Origin of the sequence: Candidatus Nitrosocosmicus agrestis, from assembly GCF_008389435.1 — an archaeon.
Classification (GTDB): Archaea; Thermoproteota; Nitrososphaeria; order Nitrososphaerales; family Nitrososphaeraceae; genus Nitrosocosmicus; species Nitrosocosmicus agrestis.
This window is the reverse complement of sequence record NZ_VUYS01000012.1, coordinates 1-25,068: the sequence shown is the minus strand read 5'-3', so window position 1 is coordinate 25,068 and position 25,068 is coordinate 1. Positions and strand designations below refer to the sequence as shown.

At 31.8% G+C, this 25,068-nt stretch carries 24 protein-coding genes; 12 read left to right on the top strand and 12 right to left on the bottom strand.

Annotation, left to right across the window (positions count from 1 at the left end; all coding sequences use genetic code 11):
- Window positions 1-67: 67 nt before the first annotated feature.
- The 6 genes from F1Z66_RS08795 to F1Z66_RS08770 form a co-directional block, all read right to left on the bottom strand.
- A complete protein-coding gene (locus F1Z66_RS08795; protein ID WP_195907516.1) occupies window positions 68-652 on the bottom strand; it encodes a hypothetical protein in 585 nt (194 codons plus the stop codon).
- Window positions 653-994: 342 nt separating this feature from the next.
- Window positions 995-1,387, bottom strand: a complete 393-nt coding sequence (locus F1Z66_RS08790) for a hypothetical protein (protein WP_149863245.1) — start codon at window positions 1,385-1,387, stop codon at window positions 995-997.
- Between the two features lie 788 nt (window positions 1,388-2,175).
- Complete coding sequence (locus F1Z66_RS08785; protein ID WP_149863244.1) at window positions 2,176-2,883, bottom strand: hypothetical protein; 708 nt, start codon at window positions 2,881-2,883, stop codon at window positions 2,176-2,178.
- A gap of 413 nt (window positions 2,884-3,296) precedes the next feature.
- Complete coding sequence (locus F1Z66_RS08780) at window positions 3,297-4,682, bottom strand: sialidase family protein (protein ID WP_159357571.1); 1,386 nt, start codon at window positions 4,680-4,682, stop codon at window positions 3,297-3,299.
- Between the two features lie 413 nt (window positions 4,683-5,095).
- Window positions 5,096-5,365 (bottom strand): hypothetical protein, encoded by a 270-nt coding sequence (locus tag F1Z66_RS08775; RefSeq protein WP_149863242.1) that lies wholly within the window; start codon window positions 5,363-5,365, stop codon window positions 5,096-5,098.
- 102 nt (window positions 5,366-5,467) lie between these two features.
- Complete coding sequence (locus F1Z66_RS08770; RefSeq protein ID WP_149863241.1) at window positions 5,468-5,788, bottom strand: hypothetical protein; 321 nt, start codon at window positions 5,786-5,788, stop codon at window positions 5,468-5,470.
- A gap of 136 nt (window positions 5,789-5,924) precedes the next feature.
- Here F1Z66_RS08770 and F1Z66_RS08765 point away from each other — a divergent pair, with 136 nt between their 5' ends.
- Window positions 5,925-6,434: a hypothetical protein gene (locus F1Z66_RS08765; RefSeq protein ID WP_149863240.1), complete on the top strand. Its 510-nt coding sequence runs from the start codon at window positions 5,925-5,927 to the stop codon at window positions 6,432-6,434.
- Window positions 6,435-6,646: 212 nt separating this feature from the next.
- Here F1Z66_RS08765 and F1Z66_RS08760 read toward each other — a convergent pair whose 3' ends face one another.
- On the bottom strand, window positions 6,647-7,147 hold the full coding sequence (locus tag F1Z66_RS08760; protein ID WP_201448618.1) for a cupredoxin domain-containing protein: 501 nt from the start codon (window positions 7,145-7,147) through the stop codon (window positions 6,647-6,649).
- A 12-nt stretch (window positions 7,148-7,159) separates the two neighbouring features.
- The gene (locus F1Z66_RS08755; protein WP_195907515.1) at window positions 7,160-7,528 is read right to left on the bottom strand and encodes a hypothetical protein; all 369 of its coding nucleotides are present in this window, start codon (window positions 7,526-7,528) and stop codon (window positions 7,160-7,162) included.
- An 808-nt stretch (window positions 7,529-8,336) separates the two neighbouring features.
- Between F1Z66_RS08755 and F1Z66_RS08750 the strand changes: the two genes are divergently transcribed.
- The 3 genes from F1Z66_RS08750 (at window position 8,337) to F1Z66_RS08740 (ending at window position 12,496) form a co-directional block, all read left to right on the top strand.
- Window positions 8,337-9,473, top strand: coding sequence for a hypothetical protein (locus F1Z66_RS08750; RefSeq protein ID WP_149863238.1), 1,137 nt, complete (start codon window positions 8,337-8,339; stop codon window positions 9,471-9,473).
- Window positions 9,474-10,469: 996 nt separating this feature from the next.
- Entirely contained in the window at window positions 10,470-11,879 is a 1,410-nt protein-coding gene (locus F1Z66_RS08745) for an ATPase domain-containing protein (RefSeq protein WP_149863237.1), read from the top strand.
- Between the two features lie 131 nt (window positions 11,880-12,010).
- The gene (locus tag F1Z66_RS08740) at window positions 12,011-12,496 is read left to right on the top strand and encodes a hypothetical protein (RefSeq protein WP_149863236.1); all 486 of its coding nucleotides are present in this window, start codon (window positions 12,011-12,013) and stop codon (window positions 12,494-12,496) included.
- A 149-nt stretch (window positions 12,497-12,645) separates the two neighbouring features.
- Here the strand turns inward: F1Z66_RS08740 and F1Z66_RS08735 are convergent, their stop codons facing one another.
- Window positions 12,646-13,569 (bottom strand): sensor histidine kinase, encoded by a 924-nt coding sequence (locus F1Z66_RS08735; protein WP_159357572.1) that lies wholly within the window; start codon window positions 13,567-13,569, stop codon window positions 12,646-12,648.
- A 1,029-nt stretch (window positions 13,570-14,598) separates the two neighbouring features.
- Here F1Z66_RS08735 and F1Z66_RS08730 point away from each other — a divergent pair.
- Both F1Z66_RS08730 and F1Z66_RS08725 read left to right on the top strand, forming a co-directional pair.
- Window positions 14,599-15,066, top strand: coding sequence for a hypothetical protein (locus F1Z66_RS08730; RefSeq protein ID WP_149863234.1), 468 nt, complete (start codon window positions 14,599-14,601; stop codon window positions 15,064-15,066).
- Window positions 15,067-15,411: 345 nt separating this feature from the next.
- Complete coding sequence (locus F1Z66_RS08725; RefSeq protein WP_149863233.1) at window positions 15,412-15,648, top strand: hypothetical protein; 237 nt, start codon at window positions 15,412-15,414, stop codon at window positions 15,646-15,648.
- 941 nt (window positions 15,649-16,589) lie between these two features.
- Here the strand turns inward: F1Z66_RS08725 and F1Z66_RS08720 are convergent.
- A complete protein-coding gene (locus tag F1Z66_RS08720; RefSeq protein WP_149863232.1) occupies window positions 16,590-17,021 on the bottom strand; it encodes a hypothetical protein in 432 nt (143 codons plus the stop codon).
- A gap of 1,790 nt (window positions 17,022-18,811) precedes the next feature.
- Here F1Z66_RS08720 and F1Z66_RS08715 point away from each other — a divergent pair.
- The 3 genes from F1Z66_RS08715 to F1Z66_RS08705 all read left to right on the top strand — a co-directional run bounded on the left by F1Z66_RS08715 (window position 18,812) and on the right by F1Z66_RS08705 (window position 20,673).
- The gene (locus tag F1Z66_RS08715) at window positions 18,812-19,234 is read left to right on the top strand and encodes a hypothetical protein (RefSeq protein WP_149863231.1); all 423 of its coding nucleotides are present in this window, start codon (window positions 18,812-18,814) and stop codon (window positions 19,232-19,234) included.
- Window positions 19,235-19,511: 277 nt separating this feature from the next.
- Complete coding sequence (locus F1Z66_RS08710) at window positions 19,512-19,709, top strand: hypothetical protein (protein ID WP_149863230.1); 198 nt, start codon at window positions 19,512-19,514, stop codon at window positions 19,707-19,709.
- Window positions 19,710-20,097: 388 nt separating this feature from the next.
- Complete coding sequence (locus F1Z66_RS08705) at window positions 20,098-20,673, top strand: macro domain-containing protein (RefSeq protein WP_149863308.1); 576 nt, start codon at window positions 20,098-20,100, stop codon at window positions 20,671-20,673.
- Between the two features lie 401 nt (window positions 20,674-21,074).
- Here F1Z66_RS08705 and F1Z66_RS08700 read toward each other — a convergent pair whose 3' ends face one another.
- Window positions 21,075-21,587, bottom strand: a complete 513-nt coding sequence (locus tag F1Z66_RS08700) for a hypothetical protein (protein ID WP_149863229.1) — start codon at window positions 21,585-21,587, stop codon at window positions 21,075-21,077.
- Between the two features lie 505 nt (window positions 21,588-22,092).
- Here F1Z66_RS08700 and F1Z66_RS08695 point away from each other — a divergent pair.
- The 3 genes from F1Z66_RS08695 to F1Z66_RS15860 all read left to right on the top strand — a co-directional run bounded on the left by F1Z66_RS08695 (window position 22,093) and on the right by F1Z66_RS15860 (window position 24,374).
- Entirely contained in the window at window positions 22,093-22,500 is a 408-nt protein-coding gene (locus F1Z66_RS08695; protein ID WP_149863228.1) for a DUF1428 family protein, read from the top strand.
- A gap of 14 nt (window positions 22,501-22,514) precedes the next feature.
- Window positions 22,515-23,591, top strand: coding sequence for an alpha/beta hydrolase (locus F1Z66_RS08690; RefSeq protein ID WP_149863227.1), 1,077 nt, complete (start codon window positions 22,515-22,517; stop codon window positions 23,589-23,591).
- 252 nt (window positions 23,592-23,843) lie between these two features.
- Complete coding sequence (locus tag F1Z66_RS15860; RefSeq protein WP_195907514.1) at window positions 23,844-24,374, top strand: FxLYD domain-containing protein; 531 nt, start codon at window positions 23,844-23,846, stop codon at window positions 24,372-24,374.
- A gap of 568 nt (window positions 24,375-24,942) precedes the next feature.
- On the opposite strand, the gene F1Z66_RS16460 is transcribed toward F1Z66_RS15860, so the two are convergent.
- Window positions 24,943-25,068 carry an Hsp20 family protein gene (locus tag F1Z66_RS16460; RefSeq protein ID WP_149863226.1) on the bottom strand — a complete coding sequence of 42 codons (126 nt, stop codon included), beginning with the start codon at window positions 25,066-25,068 and terminating at the stop codon, window positions 24,943-24,945.

Here is a 25,068-nt window from a genome sequence, read left to right as displayed (position 1 = left end):
ATAGCATGTTATTAAATCCTAACATGAAATTTTTGGATATTAAAAACAAAAAAAAACAAAAAATAGATTAAGTTTGGCTTTGATTTAGTGATTTGGCTAATTCGTGTTGAGAGATATATGGTTCTGGAAATCCCACTCTGTAGTCAGGACAATCCAATCCCCCTGTTAATGCTTTTCTTTCTACTTCATTTGAAATCTTGATAGTGGAGTTATCAGGGGGTGCATCTTCTCCCAAGACTGGATTACAAGCAAAGGTATCATTAAATTGTGTGCCATTTATATCTCCATAGACCCTAAAGCTATAGGTTGTTGGAATTGTTGGATAGTATGTCTGAGATTCATATACTCCTAATTCTCCAAATGCCGGATCTAAATTTGAAGTAAGAGTTTTGTTTCCAGCCTGGATGTCCACCTTAAGCGAATCTTCTAGACCAGTTATAGGTTGTGTGCCATTTGCCTCAGGATCCATTGGAGTAGTCATATTTGGCGAAACAACTGTAATTTCCACACTAGTCTTGTCATCCACCGCAACGGGTTCGTTGGTCGTCTCAACTTCCATGAGATAGTTCTTACCATTTATCGAGTACAATGCTCTTTGGTGGGCAAATGAATTTTGAAAAACTGGTGTTCCCATTAACACTGCTATAATCACTAAACCAAGGACCAGATTGCGAGAAATTCGAATGGTCAATGCTTGTATATTTATACTTAAAAGAGTATATAACACATATTGTTCATTCGTCGAACACAAGAATCTAGTTGAAAATTCAAATAAAATGGTATCGATTTTAATGAGACTGATTATACATTAAGATATTGACCTGTAGTCACATTTTAAGGCATTTTAAAGCTATTCTTAGCAGATTTAAGAAACAAGTTTGTTTCTTTTAGTAATAATTCTTGAAAGTAGTTCAGGACTTTTTAGAGAGAATTCCAAATACGTTTTTCTTTTGATGCGCATTACCATCCCCGATTCGATTAATTTCTTTAAATACTATGATGTCGTAGAAGGGGACTTGTTAATATGCGACGCAATTTTTGAAAAAGATGTGACTCCTTCGTGAAAAAGCAGCATCATGATTTGTCTAGCTGGAACTGATCTAAGATATCCTATCATTACGGCAGTATCTGTAGATACCCAATATGGATAATATCTCGTGATATTTCCTTTTTTTACACGTAAGGATCTAATCATGTTGTTCCTTTCCAAAGTTTCAAGATGATAAGACAATGTTCCAATATTAAATCCGGTAATTCTTAACAGTTCTCTGTATCTAACTCCAATCAAGTAAGAAATCAGCTGGTAGACTAATAATTCATTGCTATTTCTTACGGATCCTTTGACATACGGAGTACACAAAAGGTGATTTTCAGAGATTAGATTCAATGTTTTTTATCCACCTTCAAAACACCCCAAGCAAATAATATGATCATACAAGCAAGTAATACGTGTGAAAACTCTATTTCGATGAATGGTATATAAAAAATCCGCACAAGGTGGCTTGCTTGTAACAAGTAAAGAATCTCAACTGCTACAAGAAAGACAAAGCTAAAAAAAGTTAATAATATTCTATTGCTTCTTGCTTTTTTATATGCAAGAATCGATATAACTGTTAAAAAAATTGAAATATCTAGGCTCACAATGTGAATCAGCACATGATAAGCCATGGATGCATGAGTTAGATGAGGAATTAGAAAAAAATATGTTATAACAGAACCAAATGCTAGCAAAACGATCAAAAATAAATTGATCTTATTGCTCATGAATCTAGAAATATGCTTGTACATACTAGAATGATCCTTTTTATAGAGCAATGCAAAAATAACAAAAAAATAGTTTAAAAAGGAATTGGTACAAAAATGAAACTATTCCTTTTCTTTTATTATTTGTAATATTGAGTAATAATTTCAAACTCATTTTAAGTTCGTTAAATGTACATGAAACGTTGTCATAACTAAGAGGTAAAGAAAATAATCTTATATCTGAGTCTGCAGCTAACCTGATAGTAGCGATATACATGTCAATGGCATCCTATTTACATATGGCAAATAGTGATAAATCTGATCAACTCAAATTTCTAATCCTTATTTGCGACATGCTTTCAAACTTGGATAATCATGTTTAAAATTTATTTTATTAAAATTTCTAGTTTGAAAAAGATGACATATAATCTTTCACTTTTTATCTCTTGTCCTGGAACCTAAACTGCATTCGCTATTATACATGAATTTTGTTAGAATAGTTATGGAAACAATCAGAAATGGTATGCTAATGACAAGAAATAATATTTGATATAGTCCTAGGGATGAAAAAGTAACTAATGAGCTAAAACCAATTATAGAATATAAAAGACTTCCAGCGCATGTTGGACAACCCACTAATAAACCCGTAGTCAACCCCAAGCCGCTAAAAATGCGACCCTTTGATAAACCTCTGAAATTTACATTAATCCTTTTTAACCCATAAACATTTAATGCGACAGTGATTCCTACAAGCATTGATATTACTACGCCTAAGTAAAAATTGAGAGGTATTAATAGGATCGACAAATTGGTAGTAACATATATGGTTACCATTGGTACATACCCAAAATGATTACAGCATATAACAAATCTTATGTCGGGATAATGGGCTTTAGATAAAACTATAGAATCAGATTTTTCAATGTTTGAGTCTGCAATTTGTTCATGATTTTGTGAATGACTTTGGTGTGTTCTAATGTTATTTGACTGAACTGGGTTGCCTACTTGTTGGACAATCAGCCCGCCATTTGTGTCTGTATCGTTGTCATGTGGCGGGTGACTATGATGATTACTATTCATTGGATTCATTTGAGGAATCAAAGAAAAAACAGTACCATCTTCATTAAATAATATAAACATATTTGTTAAGAATCCAAAGAAAATAAAATATGATATGGAAGAAGAAATGAAAATTAACTTAAACCTCCGAACTGCAAAAACCTTTGTCCTTAAGAAATAAAGTATATTATTGGTTTCTACGGATTTTTGATAAAAGATTATTTTTATTGTTCCATAAATTAATAATGCAATACAAACAAAGAATGAACTTAAGATTGTATAAGCCAAATCATAAAGCGATGTAGTAAGAAAGACCGAATTTTCTGGCGAAGTGAACTTTGAGTATAAAAAAAATAATATCAGTATCGTGAAGGAACTCCACAAAGGAATCGCGATTCCACTTTTATACCTTAATCGACTGATTCTCAAAGTATTTCTGATAACTAATTTTGAATATTGGGAAATGATGTATGTTTTGGATCCTAGTTTATTTTTTACTTGAGATCCATTACTGCTAGTTTGATTTTATCTTTGTCAGTCCATACAATTCCAGTAAGATTTGTTCCTGATGAAATCATTGGATCTTCACCAATTCCAAATAATTGATTCTTTAATAGTCTTCCATCAGCAGTTTTAACTGCTACAAACACATGATTATTGGTGTCGTTTCGGCCATCCGTTATAGCCATCCATACATTGTCATTTCCATCAATGGCAAGATTGGATTGGCTTTGAGGTACCCATTTGTCCGCTAAAACAGGTAACGGTTTGCTGAAATTATTTCCAGAGTCTGTAGAATTTGCATAGTAGGTTCCAGGCATAGCTCCTCCTCCAGTAAACCAGCTAACATGCAATACACCTTTGCTATCAAATCCAAGAGCTGGTCCCGCTGATGGGCAGCCATTCATATACCAATTGTCCGCGTGAATTCTTATTGCAGGTACAAATGACTCGGCTTTTCCAGAGTCATTTGAATGGGTAATGTAAATATCTCTTATTACCTCATAAATCACACCTTCTCCTAGTTTATCTTCATAATTGTAGGGGTTTGAGCCATTCGAATATGTCTCTTTAGCAGTATGATTTGCATGACGCCATAGTATATACACTTCGTTGTTATCAGCTGTTACGGCAGCTGTTTTACAACAATCACATGATGTTTCGTCTATAACTATTGGACCTTCAAAAGATTGTCCGCCATCAAAGGATCGTAATAGCTTGGCTTCTGAAGGATAACTTATGTCATAATTAGTTACATTTGAAAAGCTATCTAGATAAGTTATAAAAAGAGAATTATTCTTAGAAACCGCAAGGTCAAAAAATGCTTTTTCTCCTACGGTATCATTTGCTGGTCTGGTAGTTGGCAAAAAGGTTGCACCACCGTCCAAAGACTTTGCTAATCTCAGAGAACTTGTACCGTACTTGAATTCTTTATTGGATTCGTCAATGACCTGCCAAAGCACATAGATTTCGTTGTTAGGACCCAAGACAATCTTTGTCGAAGTCCAAGGACTCTTGGTTGCATCACCAGCTATATTGTTTACCCTGACAGGTGGACTAAATGATTCTCCCCCATCGGTAGAGTTAACCAGATAGATATTTGTCTTGTTATTTTCAGTTTTTGAGTAAGATAAGTAGATGGTATTATTTTCTGGAGAGATGACAATAGAAGGACTTGTTACGTTATTGAAGACTTTGGAAGACATTCCAGATACCACATCAGTCAAATTCCTAGTCATAAGATCTATGAGAGGTTTGTTACTAGAGTTTAACTCCTGAGCAGAAGTAGTATTCTGAGCATTTGCTTGCTGCTCAGATATTATAGGTGTTATATACCCTACACTTGCTATCAGTAATGTATGAAATAAAGACAAGATCATTAAAGTAAATCTATTATTTACTATCAAAACTATTCAGATTAATTTTATATGAATACTTTAAATATATTCTTGTACAATAATAGAATTGAATAAATTTTAACCGTGTTGAAAGTATGATCCTTGAGATCCTCTAGAAGGTAAAATAGTTGCTGCCAGTTTCATTCCAGAAATAGGAAATTGGCAAATTAATCTATTGTTTCAAATTCTTCTATTTATTATTTTATAAACTTTGTTTTGTGATATCACTATCTTATTCAAAACTGATTTTGGAACGAAACCCATACTAATAAAATTTTACCAACTACTTCTATTGATTCTCTCGCTGGACACAATAAGAAAGGCGTCTATGATGTTATTATTACAGAGTTATGATGGTTTTGCACCAAAATAACAGTTCTGTCGGCTCTGTTAACTTAAGCGTTTATCATCTCCTTGTTATGATATGTGACATACAGATTCAACCATTTTCTTACATGCTTTAGTTTACAGCTCTTCTTTCTACAAGGAAAGTAATCATCGAAACTTTCAGTTCTATCCTTGATATATTGTATCGTACTTTCAATCCTGCTTTTCTCTTCTTTGGCAAAAAAAGAATGAACATGGTGATCGAGTCTGAGAAACTGACAAGCCATCGGGTACCATGTTCTTTCACCATCAGTAGATACTGGATACATGCTTTCCATAATCTCTTACGACTCCTGACAGAAACCTCTCGGCAACAAACATGTTTCTTTCTTGAGTTATTCCTTTGGCAAAAAAGTGCTAGAATTTGATGACTTTCTGGCTCAATTGATTGCAATCCAAAGCCATATTAATTCTGGACCAATCTTAATTAATTTTTCATCAACAATGAATTCATCAATTTTCCCTCTCTTCTTTGAGAATGTGCTTTTGGAATGACCTTTTTGAATCCACTTCCAGATTGCAACATGGCTTCTCTTAACATTATGTAAGAATAACAATGCTTTGACAACACATCTAGTCGAGAAGCCAAGAAAATACAAATACAATGCACGGTCGATATCTAATGAAGATGTTCTTTGTTTCTTTTGACAACCATATGGAAATAGGGCATCTTCAAGCATTATCTTGATAATTAAGCACAAACTGTTACCAACCTCTCAAAAGGTGGTAAGTGTGATTAACTAAATTTCAATCACTTTTATGCTCAAAATATTAACTTCTCCATATCGATAACATAATTGTATTTAATCCATGTTACAATAGTAAAGTTGTTATATCATGTATTTCTTTTCGTTGAGATCATGTCCTATAGAAAACTCCGAGCTAACTGGAGCGATTGGTGGAATTTTTTTGGTCCTAGTCCTCTTGAGTAATAGCATATCTGCAGGCAGTGCTCAACAATCAAATCTAACTAGACTAGGCGTTTTTAATTCTATTCAAACAGATCCCTCAGGAGATATAGTATGGCTTAATTCAGGAAATTGGACGTTAAAAGAGTTGAATTCTCTGATCCTAACCTTTAATGCAACTATTGACATGAAAAGAGCAAACGGCTCCGAGCTGCATTCACATAAAGTTAATAACTTGGTTATCACTATGGCACCTATTCATGACAAACATTCCGAAATAATACATGGCAGGACCCTAATAACAATGCAAGGAGGCTTTGTATCTGATGTGCCAACCGAGATAAACCTCAAAGGAAATAATATGTCTCTATATTTCAATCCCAATAAGATTGAGAATCACTTTGGTAATCAATCAATTTATGGTTCTATCCTGAAATAAAGATATTTAAAAACAAATTCAACCCATCTGTATTTTTGGAATGGAGGTAGTCATTTACCACATACACTTCCACATTAAATCGAATAAATAAAAAAATAATCCCCCATCCAATACTATTGAATTCGATAGTGTAATAATAAGAAGCAATACTAGATACTTGTTTTGGATACTTCGTTATAAGATAGTAATCCAGTCGAGAAAAAACAAGCATTTCAGGTTACGGTTACAGTGCCTACCATCCCGGGATGTAGTATACAATAGTAAGGAAATTCACCAGGTACATTAAATTGATATGAAAAAGTTTTACCCTTGCTGCTTAGCATTGTTGGGCCAGTCAGTCCTGAATCAAACAAGATTCCCGAATTAGGATCATTTACTCCTCCAGAGGTTACAGTATGAAATCCAGAGTCTTCATTGAGCCATAACACAGTTTGTCCCCTCATGATTTTAATTGGATTGGGATTATAGGCAGTATCAGTCAATAAAGTTGCCCCTGGGACGATCCTGACAGTTACACCTTCAATTACTGAAGAATTATTAGAAACTTTATTTGTGATGCCCCGGTTATCGACAACAGCATGATTCGCAATGGTATCAGCACTTTGAGAATTTGCATTTTGAATCGGCCCAACAATCATCAAAAAACCAATCAGGGACACGGTTGCTATTACAAAATTGATTTTAAATCCGAATCTGTTATTTAGATTTGACATCTCTGAACCAATTTATTGATGAAGAAAGACGGTTATGCCACAGCAGTCTTTTTTAACAGATTCTAAAGAATTTTTGAATAAAGCTATTCGTAATATCGAGTCAAAAAAAACCATGAAGCAAAGTAATAGATATGCGGCCAAGATCATTGTACAACCTAGATTTGAATTGTGAAGATATAAAATATCATGTTTTGTACTACTGTCAATTCTAGAATTCATATTTCTCTTTAAAAGTACTACAGGTGTTAAAACTAAGAATGGTTTTCTGACCGCAGTAAATGGTGCTCGCAATCTTTCATTCAATTCAATATCCATTACCTTTATTACCAATGTACATGTAAATCTACCTGAGATAAGTTGAATTTTTTGAATGTCGGGCAAACTCAATCAAGATATAAAACAAAATAGACATTATTACCAATGAGTATTATTAAGCAATATGAAATCAAAGGTTAGCTTCCGGATTATCAGTAAAACACAAAGAAGCGATCGATCAGACTTTAGTTGACAAATTGAGCCATTTTTATTTTGATTATTATTTTAACATGATATTGCGGCATAAAGAATTATTTTCATATTTTCATATTCTCTATCGCTCAGCGAGATGTAAATAGCATAATGCAGAAATCAGATGGTTTAGATATCTATATGACAGATTAATTAATAGAACTGTTTAGGTTTGACAGAGGCTTTGATAAAGGTATCAAACAGGATATAAATATTTAGTTCGCGTGGGAAAACATCAATTTAAAGGACAGTTATTTTTACAGTAATTTTTATCAACTCCATCGGCAGACAAACCAATGAGTATATCCGATAACCAAGTATTCAAGTAACTTGAAAGATTATTTTTTAGCAACAAGATTAATTTTTTAGAATACGAACAACAAGACTAGGAATATGTACTGAACATACTAGAAAATTTAAGTTTTGATTCATTCTTAATGATTGGGAATTTGAGTACAAATTATCAATAGACAAGATCCAGGTCAACTTGCGCCTGAAATGATTTAGAAATTTTTTAGCAAAATCATTAACCAGAATTAACTGATCCCCTATATCAAAGCAGTCAGGCATAATATTTGTTAATTAATTAAACTTGTTTGATTAAGTTCTCGATTAAAGATATCTCAATAAAACAGATAGGCAATATAATTATGTTTAAATGCATAGTATCTAAAGTACTATAATGAAATTTAAGATAATATTTTTTGCCTCAGTGTTGTCATTTATGTTCTACCTTGCAAACACAAGCCTGTCCTATGGACAGGTAACATGGAATACATTTGAGGAGAAAAGGGGATTATTCTCAATACAATTACCGTCAAATTGGAATTTAACCGAAATGAAGGGTGATCAAGCTTTTGCTCCAATCGACTACATGTTTCAATATAATAGTCAAGATAATTCATTTGCTTGGGTTGAACTGATGATTAGCGAACCGCTTTACACGAACACAAGAGCAGCTTTAGATTCTTACATTTCAGAATATCAACAATTTGATGACTTCAATCAGCTACTCCCCATTGAATGCAATATCAACGCTTTAGATAATTCGACAGCGTGTTTCTTGTTGTCTAGTCAGCAGTTAGAAGGGGAACTTAAAAGAAATGTCTTGAATATGGTATCTATATCCCCTAACGGTGTGCAAACCGATATTGTATTCATAACTTCGAGCAATGTTTTCAACCAATTATTGCCAGTTGGTGAATTTATCATTAAATCTCTGAATATGAATACAAGCAAGATAAGTCAAGAATTAAAAGAAGAAGCGATTGAAAACTTGCAAGTTGAAATCCCAGCCATTCCCCCTGCAAAAGATACTGTTTCATCAACCCCATCAAAGTCTGAAAATATACCAAACGGGATAATGAATTCAACTTCAAGGCAGCAGCAAGAAACATTCTTCCCAGAAGTGGAAACATTTGTTACCTCAATGTCCCAAGGATTCGGCATCTATAACGTAAGAACTAATAATTTATTTGCACCCGGCGAGGACATTTTACTTTATATCGAACCAAAAGGTTTTTCTTATGAAACTATGACAGACAATAGTAATAAAACACTTTATTCAATCAATTTTGATGCAGATTTTACAATTTCAGATACTAATGGCAACATACTAACAGAGCAGAAAGGAATTTCAGTGAATAACATCACTTCTCATCACCAGAATAAAGAAATATTTATTCCTTTTACAATAACGCAGACAAGTCCATTTCCACCGGGCAATTATACAATTACTTATACAATACATGATGAAAATTCTGGAAATACTTTCACAATCGATAAGGAGATAGTAATAACAGAATCCCAAACTGCTTAACTTTTTAGAACACAATATCTTTTTTCAGGTTAAACTTAACACCAACTTGCTAAGATATGAACCAGATTTGAATGACCCCCCCCCTATCTCCAAAAAGATGGAATTTCATCATCAAAAAGTAGCCATAAAAGGATGTTCAGCAATAATAACAAATGACAAGATTTATTTGCTCATAAGTTTTAATCATCCTTTTCAGTAACTGTTAATCCCCACATGTTACCATTATTACCATTAATTTCCTCAATCCCATTCAAGGTTTTGAATTATCGTACTAAAAATTGAGTGTCTCCATATTTAGTCACGGCGATAAAGAGATTATTTGAAACGGATGAAATTGAAACAGAACTAAAATATGAAGATTGAATAAAAAGAATCATGACAATTACAAGATGATGAAAAATTTTCTATTCACAGCAAAAAAATGCAATTAATTAACAAAGAAGCTTGGGATATGGAGTAATTTAAAGTGGAAAATGAATTGGCCTCAAATTAGAAGAATAAATTCAAGAGGATCGGAAGGAATTAAGACGACCTGTTATTTATCATTATACTACAATGGCCCAAAAGGCACAACCGAGTCAAGGTGCTAGTTCTAGCCGAAGTGAATGGGTTGTTTGTGTGTTACTAAAACCCACCTGACGGTATTCCAAGACAATTACTATTTGAAAAAAGTTATGCCAAAATACTGATAATATAGTAAGTGAAAACATACTCACCGGGCGACAGGGTTTAATTTATGATGTGTTATCGTCAGGATTTACAGATAAAAAATTATTAGAAAGATAAAAGAGGTTAAAGCAGCTTTTTATATACGGTAGATTTTGCATATTAGTATTTAATTAGAAATACTTGATAATGTGCTTGAAAAATTTTAATTATAAACAATAATTGAATCATAAAAGAATATCTCAACTTTAACATCCTCGAGTAATTCCATCTCATCAGTTCCCCCCAAACTATTTATTCGAACATAATGGTATTGAAAATATCGAAAAAATGTCATTATCAAGAATTTCTACTGGCATTTTGGGTCTAGATCCTTTAATTGAAGGAGGTATTCCAAAAGGATTTAATGTTTTGATAGCAGGAAATCCAGGAACTGGAAAAACAGTATTAACATCTCATTTTCTACTTAATGGTTTAGAAAACAATGAAAATGGCATCTATGTTTCTTTTAGTGAATCCAAGGCTCAGTTTTTGACTAATGCAGCCAGATTAGAAATGAATTTTGATAGTTACGAGAAATCTCAAAAATTTCTCTTCTTAGATTTTACAGCAGTCAACAAAGAAGGTATTGAAGAAGCATTAGAAGAAATACTATTGTCAGCCCGGTCCTTAAATGCAAAAAGAATAGTTATAGATTCCTTGTCTACCATTTTTCAATCATTTGGAGAAATAAACGAGGCTCGAATCGCACTCCATGTGATCCTCGGAAAAATATTTAGAACAGAGGATATAACTTCCATGATGATATCAGAAGTTCCTATTGGAAGTAACTCAATTGGATCAGGTATTGAGGAATTTGTTGTTGATGGCATAATAAAACTAGAATATGGAATTTCTAACACAATTCCAATTACTTTGAGGGTAATAAAGATGAGAGGCACATCAATAAACAGGGAATCCCATACATGTGTTATAGGGAATAAAGGGACGATAGTATATGAAAAGCAACCCCTAAGTTTTCACTATCCCGTATCAACATCAAGAGTATCAACAGGAATTAATGGATTAGATAAAAAAATAGGTGAAGGTTTACTTAAAGGAACAGTAACTGCACTGTTGGGTCCATCAGGTATTGGTAAAACAACCATGGGTATGGAATTCATAGTAAACGGAGCAGAACATAGTAATGATATTGGAATATTTTATTCACTCGAGGAGTCAATAAAGGAAATTCGAAATAATGCAAATCGATTCCATTACAATGTGACAGATAATGAAAAGAAAGGAAAAATATTTTTACGTAATATATATCCAGAGGAAATAAATATAGACAGTTTTATCAAAACCATAAACCAAGACATTGAAAAAATAAAACCAACTAGAATGGTTATAGACAGCATTTCATCCTTAGAGTCTCTGTATCCAGATGATATCTATTTTCTGGTAAAGAGGCTTGTAAATTTGTGTCAAATATATGAAATAACCGCAATATTTACATTCTTGACTACACCACTAACAGATTATGATATCTCAAATAGAAAGATATCCTCAATAGTGCAAAATATTATATTATTGAAATTTGAGGAAATTAATAGAGTCATCAAAAGATCATTGTTAATCCTCAAAATGCGATCAACACATCATGATAATTCAGTCCTAGAATTTAATATAATAACACATCAAGGTATCGAAGTGTTAAGACCCCACGAAGAGCAACCATTGAGTAAAGGACGAGGATGATAATAAATTGAAAAATATAAATAAATCGAATTTGAATTGTACAAAATACATTGAAAATCAATTCAAATTAGATAAACTACTTTATTATCAGAACTACTTTGGTCTTAATGCAGACTGTACGGTGTTAGTATTTGTATAATAATGGTGAAAATAATCAAGATAACGGGTACCAAAAGGATATCAATTCGTTATTCAACAGTGAAAACTTAGTGAAAGTCCATGACAATCGTTCGACAACCAAAACCAAACATGATTCTTCAAACAATAATGTCACTAACTCAGAGGAACTCTATACATCTTTTAAAGATAGATATCATGAGGCAATAATAGAATCTATTGAAATTCTCGGGAAACAAGTTTCAGGAGTAGTAATCAATTACTTGGAAGAAAAACATTCCATTCAACTAGAAGAGACGGTAGATAACCCGGCGGTGTTTCATGAAGTATTAGAAGATGCGATTAACGGAGGAAGCAGAATAGTAGAAAGAAAGATAATAAAAACTTTAAGTAAAAAGTTAAAAATTAAAAACAATATAACCGAATCTTTTCAATCTAATTTTGCTGATAATCTTTTAAGACTAAAGAAACTCTATATCGAAGGGAAGACAGCCGGTTAATCCAGAATCGAGGTAAACACAATAACAATATTTTAAATTCAACGCAGTATGACAGGAAAAAGATCAACCTTGTATCAAACAGTCAATATTTCATCTATTCTTTAAAATGTAAGTCGATTTTCCAAAGGAATATTAAAAGTGATTGAATATTATTCTGATAAAGGTATAATAAATTCAAATGTACTGCCCTTTCCATCCCTATTGTTATAACACCAAATACTACCCCCATGTGCCTCAATTATTTTCTTTGTAATGTACAATCCTAATCCGGTACCCGATTCTGAGTTAGTAACAAATCTGTCAAAAATTTTTGGCAGAATATCTGGAAATATACCCTTACCTTCATCTTTAACCCGCAAAACTACCATATTTTTGTTTTTGTCTCCGAAATATTGATCACTACCAGGATGATCAACAAGTTTTGCGATAGAAATTGTTATCGTACTGTTTTCATCTGAATATTTAATGGCATTGCTAAGTATGTTGTTTAAAATCTGACCAAATCGCAGTCTATCTATTCTTACCGACAGTGGCTCATCGGAGACTAGCGCGGTATCAAAGTTTATTCTAATACCATAATCCTTACCACTTTTTTTTCTGGATGTTCTAAAATCAATAAGAAAATCATTAATTTCTTTTATTAAATCGACATTTTCCTCATTTAATCTAATGTTATCTCCCGATATATCAATTCTGGCGACATCAAGTAAGTCATTTATCAGATCACTTAGTCGAGTGGCATTTCTCAAAACAAGTTCATGATATTTTGAAAGTTGCAATGCATTTTTCTCTTTGCCCTCTTCTCTTAGTACAATCACCACTTTTTCACTCAAAACCTCTTTAAGAAGTTCATCAATTAGTTCTATATAGCCTGTTATTGCCTGGGTAGGTGTTCTCAGTTCATGAGCTGCGGTATTGATAAATTCCTTTTGTTGGATATTTTTTTTAATTAATTCCTTATTTGCCGTTTGCAACTGCTTATTATTTTCATTCATAATTTCAAAGGCTTCTTGCAAGTCACGGGATTTCTCATCTAGATCATCCTTCAATCGCTTGTTCTTAAGAAATACCATAAAAATAAACCCGGCTAATATCCCTAAAATTAGAATAAAAAAAACGTAGGTTAATAGATTTTCATCAGGTATTACATTGGTAGAAAAAATCCGAAGTATTGTATCATCTATATTCGGATAAAATAAAGGAAACGAATGATTCAGTATTAATTCACAGAGCATGGTATTTTTATCCTATTATATATCAATTTGGATTTCCTCTAAAATTGAATTTGGAATTTGTTCTTTCAAATTTAAAAATCCCATCCATCTTAGATTTGATATAACCATCTAACATTTTATTCTAACAAAATATTTTAACTATAATAATAACTGTGAATACATTTTAGATAGGGTTCCATTTACTATGTAAAAGGTCTTCTAACTTTTATTTCCTTTTTATTAATTCTATATTTTTATGCCTAAAGATAATGAAATGTTTTTCTTAGTGTTTTAATCAGAGTTAGAATGACAAGTGATTTAAGTAATTTAATAAGGATTTGGCATATGTTGTAAGTTCCCTATTTTATTTACTAGAAAAAATGTTTACCATTTTAGTGACTACGAATTTAGTAAAGCACAGTTAAAGGAATTAATGACTTTCATGCAGACACCTCGTATTTGAAACAAGGATACAAAAAATTAGAATAACTATACTTCAAACAATGAATAGTTTTTTCTCCAATTGTTGCAGGGTATTCGATTTCAAAAACTATTAGCCATATGGCGGAGAGTACAGAAAAGCGATTTAGAATTGCAAAAAGAATGCCAATACAGATTTCTCAGTCTTTAAGTCTTATTAAAAAGTAAAAAGAGACTTTGACCCAATGCATTCAAGCACGGTCAATGTGATACTACTAGGTTCATCATCATTAGGAAAAGAAAACAAAAACAACTTAAATTTTTTAAATTTCGTTTAAAATACTATTGGAACAGAAATTATCAAAAAACAATTTTTATAATTAGAAAATTTCTTTAAGAAAATAATAACAGTATTTAACATATGTTAATTCACTTTTGTACCTCACGATGAACTTGAAGGTTTGGAAGTTGAATGCAAAACTCGATAGAAATAAATTTAATTTAACGATTCTAGCAATGATTTTGACATTTTTGATTGTTTCATCAACAACAGTTAATGCTCAACTGTCAGTATTGATTAATAGGGGATTATCTAATAACACTCGGCAGAGTCCGTTAGATAAATTAACCTTTACACATTCATATAATCCATTTCTAGATGAAACAAGTTTCTCGATATTAAGTAAGAATGGTATGAATGAAACCTCAAATGCAAATAGATCATACGAACAATTAAATGAAACCAATAACTCGCACTCTATTACATTCTCAGATGATAAAAATACCACAACAATAAGGAATGACACAAAGACTATGGCAATGAAAGTAGATCACTTGAGCAGAGCGCCATTAATGGTAACGCTGAAAGGAGAAAATATATCAATATTTTTTGGCCCTCCCAATAATAATAATAATAATAATCATTTTAGTGAATAGTAATACATCGAGATACTTCATTCCTTTTGTGTAGTTTGACCAGACTTTCCCGATTAAAATACCAAATATAATTTGTACTGTAGTATATCACCGAGCTTTGTTTATTTCAATCAAGTTGTTACATAAAGAACTATTTCAACATGGTGCCAAGACTGTGGAATGGGATATATTTTAAAGGATCATAATTTGAAGTTAGAGTATGATTCATTGTAAATCATTAATTTTTATCATGTTAATTATTTTATAACATGTAGGGTAATAATGAACCTTAATTCAAAAATTTATTTGTTATAAAGGGTACCATATTCAATAAAGATTTAATATCTTGATCACTTTATGGTTTCCATGGGTTCAGATCCAGGTTCCGAACTACCACCAGTCCGAGATCCTTTACCTAAAGATAACTCGACGATCAAAAATCCAAGTGAAAATAAATGTGACATCTGTGGGTTAACAGCACGCAATATTACAGAATTAAAAGATCACATTAAACATGCTCATTATAGCGGAGATGGAGATAATAAAAATTATGTATACTCAGATGAGCAAAAAATTGATCCATTTGTGAAAACTCAAAACTAGTTTTAAATACCAAAAAAGGCATAGAAAAGAAAGATATTATTACAATATCAGGATTGCAAAATTAAGGTAGATGAATAATTTCAAATTAAAGTCAATGTCACCGAAAATCTTGCCTTTATATCATTAAATACCTTCTTAGGTTATATAAACCTCAAGAACTGACCTGATTATCCTACTTAGAGAGCTAAGATCAATATACAAATCTGTCGTTTCGTACTACTATAATGAATTAATAATTAAATTGAATATAATAAATATATTACCTTGTGAATTGGTAACTATGTAACAAATGTTTTTTTTCTCGAGTATGATGTATCTGATATAATGTGATAAATGAAATTTCTTTTACTACTCATCTATAATACTTTATAACATTTGGATTTTGTAGGTAAAATAATATGCGCGACAAAGACAATATTTATTTTATGCCATTAATGTATTTATTTGGTAAAATTAGTAAGGGAATTTATTATGACTTACCCTTATTCTACTGCACTTCTTTAAGACACATAGCAGTGTTTATTGGAAATATCTCATGACAACACCGGCACTCGATATCGTAGTAAGGTAGTCTATTGCTTTCATCCGCTGTGAAAATATGCAGTCTCATCACCTCTAAATTATCGTCTTTTTTTTGACATTTTGGACATGCAATTGAAGATAGATCGTATTCAAAAGACATTTGGATCAAGTCGACTAGATATGCTATTATGGAGTTGGTATGATATTAATAGTAAATTGTAATAATTCAATTTTCCATAAATTTATAATTATCTGTAAAAATGTAACGATAATTTTTGATTTTAAAAGATTTGAAAATGAATTGCTAAATTAAAAAAACAAATTTGTCCTTTGAATGCTGAAATAATAAGATTGACCTCAAAGGTATGGCATTAGAGATTCTCTTATTATCCCCCATTAGAGCAAGTTAACTCATAGAATTACGTCGCAAGAGTTTGAGAATGTACCTTATCATAATCAGCCCATGTCTCTTCAGGATCATCTCTTTCAAATACCGGACCAATTGATGCACCTTGCCCATGTCCTGTAAATGTTCCTCGAATTCTGTGAACATTCTCATCTGAGGAAAAGTATTCAAGCATTTTAAGATCTATTCTGTGAGCAATTACTACATGTGTTCCCCCGTCATAAAATGCAGGCATAACTTCCAAGTCATTTGATATCCTATTTCTTAACTCTTCGATATCTGGTTTTTTATCCAAGAAGATTTCCAAGGTATACATAGGATTCTTATCTTCAGCCATACGGTGAAGAATGTCTAAAATTAGTGAAGTATCTACCTTGGGAAGACAGGTTTTCATTAAACTATCAAATTCTAAGAATTTTTTTTCTAATTCTTCTGTAGAGCTCATTTATATAATAACATATTTTTTGTATTTGAATATATCGAATTTGTTAATTAATACAGCCTAATTTAATCTACAAATTATAAATATTTTATTGATTCTTTAAAATAGTTAAATTTTGTCAGGTAGGTATGAAAGAGGAGTTAAACTTCCTTTTTCCACCCCATATTTTGTTATTGGATTACATACACAACAGATTCGAAAGATGTCATACATATTATTATATGGATAGGAATAAAATTTGGTAGATAATTGTATCATCATTTAATACAAATAAAAAATATAGGTTTAATTTATACGCTAAAACATCAAGTAGTATATTATATTTAAGAGAAACTAAGTGGAAATAAATATTATCAAGTGATTAGTATCCTCAAAAGAGTATATTTTTACCATTTTTAATTAATTTCTTGTTATCTTATTTTGCCAAATAATCAAATCATTGTAATGTTTCCACATTCAGGATAACAGAAACTTGAAATTTAAGTCATATTATACATATTATTCGCATGTCCTTTGTAGGAAATTCTCCTTCAAAGAACAATTTATCATATCAGAGGATTAAGGTTTTTTTAAATGCAGTGATTGATTTGCTAGTCCTTGTTACAGTTTCAATATATTAGATATCACGACCTTTCCCTATGGAATACACCAGTTCTTAGTTTCCATTAGGAAGACAAAATATTGATTGAGCAAGCAGCAGCCAATAATTTGCAATCCTAAAGATTCTAGTATTTTAATCGTATTTCCAATTTTCCAATGTCTCTAATTAAAATTAAATGTTATTCATCTGACTTGGCATATTTTCTATAAATTAATCGGCATCAATTAATCCACCATCCAATGAATTCTTAACAGTATATCACGACTGTTAATTTCAGCTCATCAAATTTACACTTTGGACAAGACAACAATAAAATGGATCAGAAAAGTATGAATGGTTTATGTGATACATCTATCCGACGTTCAAACCTTTCTGGCATATTTCATTTCCAATATTACGAACTATTATCATTGTAGTAGAGATGATTTTTTGTTAGTATAGTATTAGGTATTTCATTAACTGTTCTTACAATGACATAGTTTGCAATTTTCATATCAACAATAATAGCATCGAGTTTGGTTTTTGGAGAAAAATAAAATATGTTTAGAATAAGAAAAGGTGACAGACAAATATTTTTTTGCGATATTACCCATAACCAAACTGGAATACGTGAGGCACTTCGGTCAAAATTTATCAAATCGTTGCAACATCTTGCAACAATAACAATAATAATTCAAATAAAACAAGAATTCACAAAAATCTATGAATATCTTCATGTAATGAAAATTCAAGATTGACAATCTAATTTTAACATCTAGAAACAAACAAATCCTTAAGTTGTCTTTCAGTTTTGCATCTCATACAGGAAGCAATAATAAAGAAGCAAAATTCAATTACAGGTTTTTCTTTAATTCGAGAAGTAACAATTAGTCTAACTCCCAAAAAATAACAGATAGTGTAGTAGACTAAAAATTTTTGTACTTAAAGCCTAACTTCTCTATTTATGATAAGATCTGATCGAGACTCAATTTTTTATAATTTGGTGTAGCAATTTCATACATGTTTCTCATTATTGCGATCTCTCACCATACTACCCACTGTTACACAGCGTAAAATTTATTAGTGATTAATTGTAATTATATTAATAAATTCATTGGAGGCATCTAATATCAATTCAAAATATTGTGCATATGGTTGTAACACCAAAATTTACTGGAATTCAGTAAATAGCGAATACTTGGAAGTAAACACAATGAAAAAACACTTTTGTCCTAATCGATCAACTATTGGTCATAAACCATTAAATACGGCAGTCAGTAACAATCCCTCATCAAAGTTTACCCCATATAAAAACGAACAAATGAATAATCAATATAACAAATATAATCATGGCTATAAAAAAGCATGGCACAACTCAAACATCAAACAACCAGTAGATAACTCCATGGAGATACTACACGGTTCAGCAGATACGATCATAAAACAATATGAAGTGTTGTCTGATTTAATAAAAGAATTTAGAGGAAAAACTCATGGCTCCCAATCGCACATCCTCCAAAACAACTCCCTGCAAATAGTAGTTTATTATGAAGTTCCAGAAGGAATGAGAGATAAGATCAAAGGGATGTTTAGTGCAAGCACAAAAAATGAGATAAAAATTCATCAACAACAATAAAGTAATTTTATATATAGTTAGAGTCAAGTTGAGATTACAATCTAAACATAAATGTTCTAATGTTTCTCTTTATTGCATCTCATCTTAGGAAATAACACAAATCATCCACATGTCATGATTTTTAAATTTCTTAGTTTCTCACATATAGATACAATTTGAAAGGCTTGTATCACAATGAACAATCTATATTGGCACAATTTTTATACCAATAGTGTTTGTCATTCTCATAGTTGGCATTTTTAAATAATATCTCGTTTAGTTCTTTTAAAACCAAGATATGAATCGCCTACAAGAAGCAGCATCAAGTGCAATATTGGAAATTGCGGATACGACTGGTATTGGTCTCGTATCGTCGGTTGATACATATATAAAAAATTTCAATTACGTGATTTTATCGACTAATAGAGCGAATAGTCTGGCATTTGACTTTGATGTGTCCAAGGGTTTACTACTCAATAAACTACACAAAAAATAATTTGTAATTCTTAAATATATGGATAATAAATCCATAAAAAAGGCGATTAATGTGAAAAAAATTTTCTAAACAGATTGATATGGACTTGGAGTTAAACAATGGTTGTTTAGACTAGTGGCAAATATCAATTGTAAATAAAGCATAATCTTGCTATTCATTCTTAATCAAGACAGCAATTTTACTTTTTTTGTGCGGTTAACTTTAACAATTGAGCTATTTACATCTACTAATCACCATTTCTCTTCAAACATATTAATCAATTATATGAAATTTCAAATATGGGAAAATAAATATGCAAACAAAACAAATACAGATTTGCATACAATCATGACTTTTTTAAGGTTAATTAAAATAAATAGATGTATACTCTTGAGAAATTTAATTGATTATGTTACTAGATAGAATAAAAATTAAACAAAACCGCTTATTAACTTTGGTAGATGGAGATATTACAGAAAGAAATGTCGATGCCATAGTCAATCCTGCAAATTCGTACTTACAACATGGAGGAGGTGTGGCTGGTGCGATAGTAAGGAAAGGAGGTAAATTGATCCAAAAAGAAAGTAATGAGATAGGTTTTGTTCCAGTTGGTACATCAGTAATAACTACTGGTGGGAACCTACCTTGTAAGGCTGTAATACATACTGTTGGTCCACGAATGGGTGAAGGAAATGAAGATGAAAAACTGCGGAAAGCAATCAATGGCTGTCTTGAAATTGGTTTGCAATACAGCTTTAAATCAATATCCGTTCCAGCAATTAGTTCGGGAATATTTGGATTTCCAAAAGACAGGTGTGCTAAAATATTAGTAAATGAAACGATTTGCTTTTTAGAAAAAATTGATGACTCGTCCAAAAATATTCAGATGGTAGAATTTTGTATACTTGGAGATGAAACCATAAGAGCATTTCTAAATGAATTTGAAATATCAAAAACAAAATACAAGAAAAATTCGCAATACTAAAATTGCTAAAGATTTTTAAAAGATTTCGAAATTGGAGGTTAACCCAATTTACTGAATTTGCATCGTTTATTTAAAAGCAAGATTGATTATGATCATCTCTAGGCCGGCTTTGAATATGAGCTAGGCAGATTACAACTTATCAGATAAGACTCGGTGAAAAATATACAATAAATATTTCAAAATCTACACAAACGATTTAATTTACTAAGATTGTTGACCTATCCAGTAAGAAGAATTTAGCAAATACCTTGTAGTAATTTTTTGACACCGGTGGTTCTTCGAGCATTATTACTCTTGTGTACATAAGGTTAAAGAGATTCAAATCTTCTTAATCAATACATTGACAGTTATTTTGTATTTACATTGGCAAGTATCTGTAATTACGTAGCTCACCAAGAATATTATCTAGGTTTATTTTTCCTTTCTATTAAGAAGTCAATTTTTTTCTCAATACCAAGGATTTGTTCAAGTAGTTTTTCTTGATGATTTTGAAAATGCTGTATAAGTTTTAAGATATTGTCATGTCTCTCATCTAACTCTTTCAGTCTCTGGAGGTTTTCGTCTTGTTTGAGAGTAGACCTTTTTTGCAAAGCGTATACGAACCAACTGATCAATGCACCTACTACAGCGCCAATTGCGATGCTGAGATAGGTGCTAGATGTATTGGTCATATCTATGCAGCCCGGAGTTGTTTCAGGGATACAGCCCCATGGAGATACAGATGGATTAAGGACGTTGGAATCACGAGATATTACATCAACCTTTCCATTTTCAGGATCATATTTGAATATCAAAGGAGTTTTTCCAACTTGTACGCTTGTGACTAAAGTGTCAGCCGAGACTAGAGTCATATCTAAAAGAATATTCGATAGCAAAGATATTACTATTAAGACTGAAATTAATGTGGTGAGCAACGTTTCTCCCTATTTTAATTAAAAAATATGCCAAGCCAATAAACAATTAGAAGAATCATTAAGTAATATTTAAGATACCACTCATACGACTTGTTAATAGAACCTATTATTGTCTTTGTTGATCAGCAGTAAACTTGTATGTTTTTATTAGACAATAAAATTGGACTAGTGTTATTAAACACATTAACAAGAATACACAATCTTAAATTTTGGTTTCCATAAGATCGTTTTATGTTCAATCCCAGTTTCCTTTGACTAATTCTGTATATTAGGGGCTAGGTAGCTTTATAATGATTCCACAAATATTATACAACATTTCGCAAACTTGGCGATATTGATTACCAACAAAGACGCTAAAGACATCCCTAAAAAATATCCTTGAAAAGTCAAATTAATTTGATACTCAATGGTAAATTCTCTTAAGAGATAGCATTAATTTAAATCCCGATTAACTATACAATTTTTCACTTTACTATTTTTATCATATAGACACGATTTAAATGCAATGAATAATCTGGATTTAGAAAAAAATTCAAATCAAAGTGTAGGTCAAGTCGGAATTTTCTTATATAGAGCTCCAAAGGAAAATCATGATGAGTTAGTAAAAATCAACAGACATTCGCATGATTTTTTCATCAAACATGGAATTTTAAAATTTGAAGTCTTTATACTCAATAGCAAAGAGAACATGATGGATTTTGTCAACTTTGCTAAAACAATTTCGGCAGGTGAAGATGAAGAGGTTTGGATAGAAATTCAATCTTATAGAGATGAAAAACACGTCCAAGAATTCATTAAATCAATGGAAGGTGATAGGAGCGGTGACGAAATGTATGAAAAATTCTTGAAACTTATCACACCAGGTTCAATAGTTTCGTTTGGCAATTTCAGTAAGCTGAGCGAAATCTCCTAATACCAAGTCCAGAATTGAATAGATTAACATCGGTAACAACAGTATTTTGTTTTGCTTTCATTCTACTTTTTTACAGTGGATTTATAAACAGTCACCAACAGAATACTGTTTTTGGTCAGGAGAAAAATAATATCAAATCAACGGCAACTATACCTACAACAATATCAAAAGAGTCGCAAAACGCTCTGATAAATATTACATCACAAATGCCAGATTTTGTTTTCCCGAAACCAAATGATCTGATTGGTTGGGAAGAACTGAACAAAAGGATTTCTTCTATGTCAATAGCTCAATCAAAAGCCCTTGTAGATAGTTTTGGAGCTAATATAACTTCAACCAAAATCGGGAATGTAAAGGTGCTTGACATCAAACCAAAAAACTGGATTAATAATGATGAGATTATAATATATGTCCATGGGGGCGGATATACAATTCTTGGAGCAAACTCTACATTAACAAATTCTGTAACAATGGCAAATGTGACTGGGCTTAGAATTATTTCCGTAGATTACACTCTGGCTCCGTTTTCAAAATGGAATGACACAACAACGGAAGTTGTATCAGTGATAAAAAGCTTAAAGGATCAAGGTTATTCGCTTAAGAACATGGCGATGTATGGAGATTCTGCCGGAGGAGGACTAGTAGCAAGTTCGGTTCTAAAAATGCGCGACGAAGGCATTGGAATGCCTGCTGTGCTTGTGCTGTGGTCCCCATGGACTGACGTTTCTAGATCCGGTGATACCTACTCAACTCTAAAGTCGGCGGACGTATTTATTCCCGAATCAATGTTAAAAAATATGGGAGAAGCCTATGCGAATGTTACGGATCAAAAGAATCCCTACGTGTCTCCAGTCTATGGAGACTTTAGTAAAGGATTCCCACCAACATTAATTCAAGTAGGAACTAAAGAAATTTTGCTTAGTGACTCTGTTAGACTGTATCAGGCGTTAGACCAAGCTGATATCCCAGTAAAATTGGATATCTATGAAGGCATGCCACATGTATTTCAAACGACTTTATATAAAACACCTGAATCGACTATGGCCATTTCAAAGACTAACGATTTCATAAGGGAATATCTAAACTATTAGAATGTCAGGTCACCAATCTAATATATTTAAGAATTGTAGACCCGCAAATTTCCTCTATTGTTTTTGTATAGTAATAAATTAAACTAATCTATGCAATGGTAGTTACAAAGTAATTGTGATTTTTATATATGTTTGTATCAAGTATTGTTTAAGAACAAAAAATTCACGATAAAAGTTTTTTGTATATCATCATTGTTATTAACCATGATGAGAGCACTGTCAAGGAGCAAAACCTTCGGCCTAATATTTATAATGACAAGCATATTAATTTTGGAGTCAACTCTTTATTACGATGTCTTCGGTCAGGGAAACAAGAACAAGTATGACATAGTATTATTAAGTCAAAATTACAATATTAACGCATTTGCTGATGAAATTGTTGGTACAATTTTGAATAACGGAACATCCACTGCAAAATATGTAGAAGTATCCGCGATCTTTTATGATGATGATGGAAAAGTTATAGGTCATGAATCAGACGGCACTAGTCCTAGTTCTATAAGTTCAGGCGATATCTCCGATTTTACCTTACAAATAACAGATGAAGCGATTAAGAGCAATGCTACCAGCTATGACTTTACTTTAAAATGGCAGGATGAACATTCTTTTGGATATTTTATGAAAGTTACAGGTGGTGAAATAGGAGATGATGGAGATGATGGAGATGATGGAGATGATGGAGATGATGGAGATGATGGAGATGATGGAGATGATGGAGATGATGGAGATGATGGAGATGATGGAGATGATGGAGATGATGGAGATGATGGAGATGACAACTAGACGATAAATAAAACTCTTCTCATCATCCTAAATAATAATCATTAAAAATATGCCCTTGCATTTATATTTGAGCCATGCCAAGGCTGTTCAATTGATTCTGGCTTATCAAATTATACTTAAGATTGCGTGTAAGATGGCATGTTAATCAAATTTAGAACTCAATTTTTGGATAAAAATAATTCTATTTAGATAGATCTATAGATATGTCCTAATAGTGTACTAGTTCAGATTTCATTAATTCGCAAGCATCTTCAAATGTAGGAATGATTCAAGGATAAAAAGAGTCGATATCTAGATCTTAGTGAGAAGCAGAATACATGATAGTAAAAAGATCTATTTTGGTAGAAACCACAAATATATTCGAGAATCTACAGATTACATTAAACAATCAATGAGCACAGATTAAAGTTATCTTTGCCATTAAATGAAAATAATTTGTAGTTATTTTACAAATACTATCCATATTGGTATAGTCTACAATAACATCCAAACAATTTGAAATCTTAAGTTGTAAGTATCATTAAGAAACTAAAAAAAAATAAAAATATCGATAGAATAGATTAAACTACTACTCTACCTTTATCTCTTTACCTGCTGGTTTCTCATCCTTCTTTTTATCAAAGGATATTTCCAATACACCATTGTTGTAAACAGATCTTGCTGTTTCAAGGTTAGCTTGTTCTGGAAGATCAAT

Bases quoted from the DNA above. Each gene is read 5' to 3' on its own strand.
- F1Z66_RS08785 (WP_149863244.1), bottom strand. From the start codon at position 2,883: ATGTTTATATTATTTAATGAAGATGGTACTGTTTTTTCTTTGATTCCT.
- F1Z66_RS08780 (WP_159357571.1), bottom strand. From the start codon at position 4,682: ATGATCTTGTCTTTATTTCATACATTACTGATAGCAAGTGTAGGGTAT.
- F1Z66_RS08775 (WP_149863242.1), bottom strand. From the start codon at position 5,365: ATGGAAAGCATGTATCCAGTATCTACTGATGGTGAAAGAACATGGTAC.
- F1Z66_RS08765 (WP_149863240.1), top strand. From the start codon at position 5,925: ATGTATTTCTTTTCGTTGAGATCATGTCCTATAGAAAACTCCGAGCTA.
- F1Z66_RS08760 (WP_201448618.1), bottom strand. From the start codon at position 7,147: ATGTCAAATCTAAATAACAGATTCGGATTTAAAATCAATTTTGTAATA.
- F1Z66_RS08750 (WP_149863238.1), top strand. From the start codon at position 8,337: ATGAAATTTAAGATAATATTTTTTGCCTCAGTGTTGTCATTTATGTTC.
- F1Z66_RS08745 (WP_149863237.1), top strand. From the start codon at position 10,470: ATGTCATTATCAAGAATTTCTACTGGCATTTTGGGTCTAGATCCTTTA.
- F1Z66_RS08735 (WP_159357572.1), bottom strand. From the start codon at position 13,569: ATGGTATTTCTTAAGAACAAGCGATTGAAGGATGATCTAGATGAGAAA.
- F1Z66_RS08725 (WP_149863233.1), top strand. From the start codon at position 15,412: ATGGGTTCAGATCCAGGTTCCGAACTACCACCAGTCCGAGATCCTTTA.
- F1Z66_RS08720 (WP_149863232.1), bottom strand. From the start codon at position 17,021: ATGAGCTCTACAGAAGAATTAGAAAAAAAATTCTTAGAATTTGATAGT.
- F1Z66_RS08715 (WP_149863231.1), top strand. From the start codon at position 18,812: ATGAAAAAACACTTTTGTCCTAATCGATCAACTATTGGTCATAAACCA.
- F1Z66_RS08710 (WP_149863230.1), top strand. From the start codon at position 19,512: ATGAATCGCCTACAAGAAGCAGCATCAAGTGCAATATTGGAAATTGCG.
- F1Z66_RS08705 (WP_149863308.1), top strand. From the start codon at position 20,098: ATGTTACTAGATAGAATAAAAATTAAACAAAACCGCTTATTAACTTTG.
- F1Z66_RS08695 (WP_149863228.1), top strand. From the start codon at position 22,093: ATGAATAATCTGGATTTAGAAAAAAATTCAAATCAAAGTGTAGGTCAA.
- F1Z66_RS15860 (WP_195907514.1), top strand. From the start codon at position 23,844: ATGACAAGCATATTAATTTTGGAGTCAACTCTTTATTACGATGTCTTC.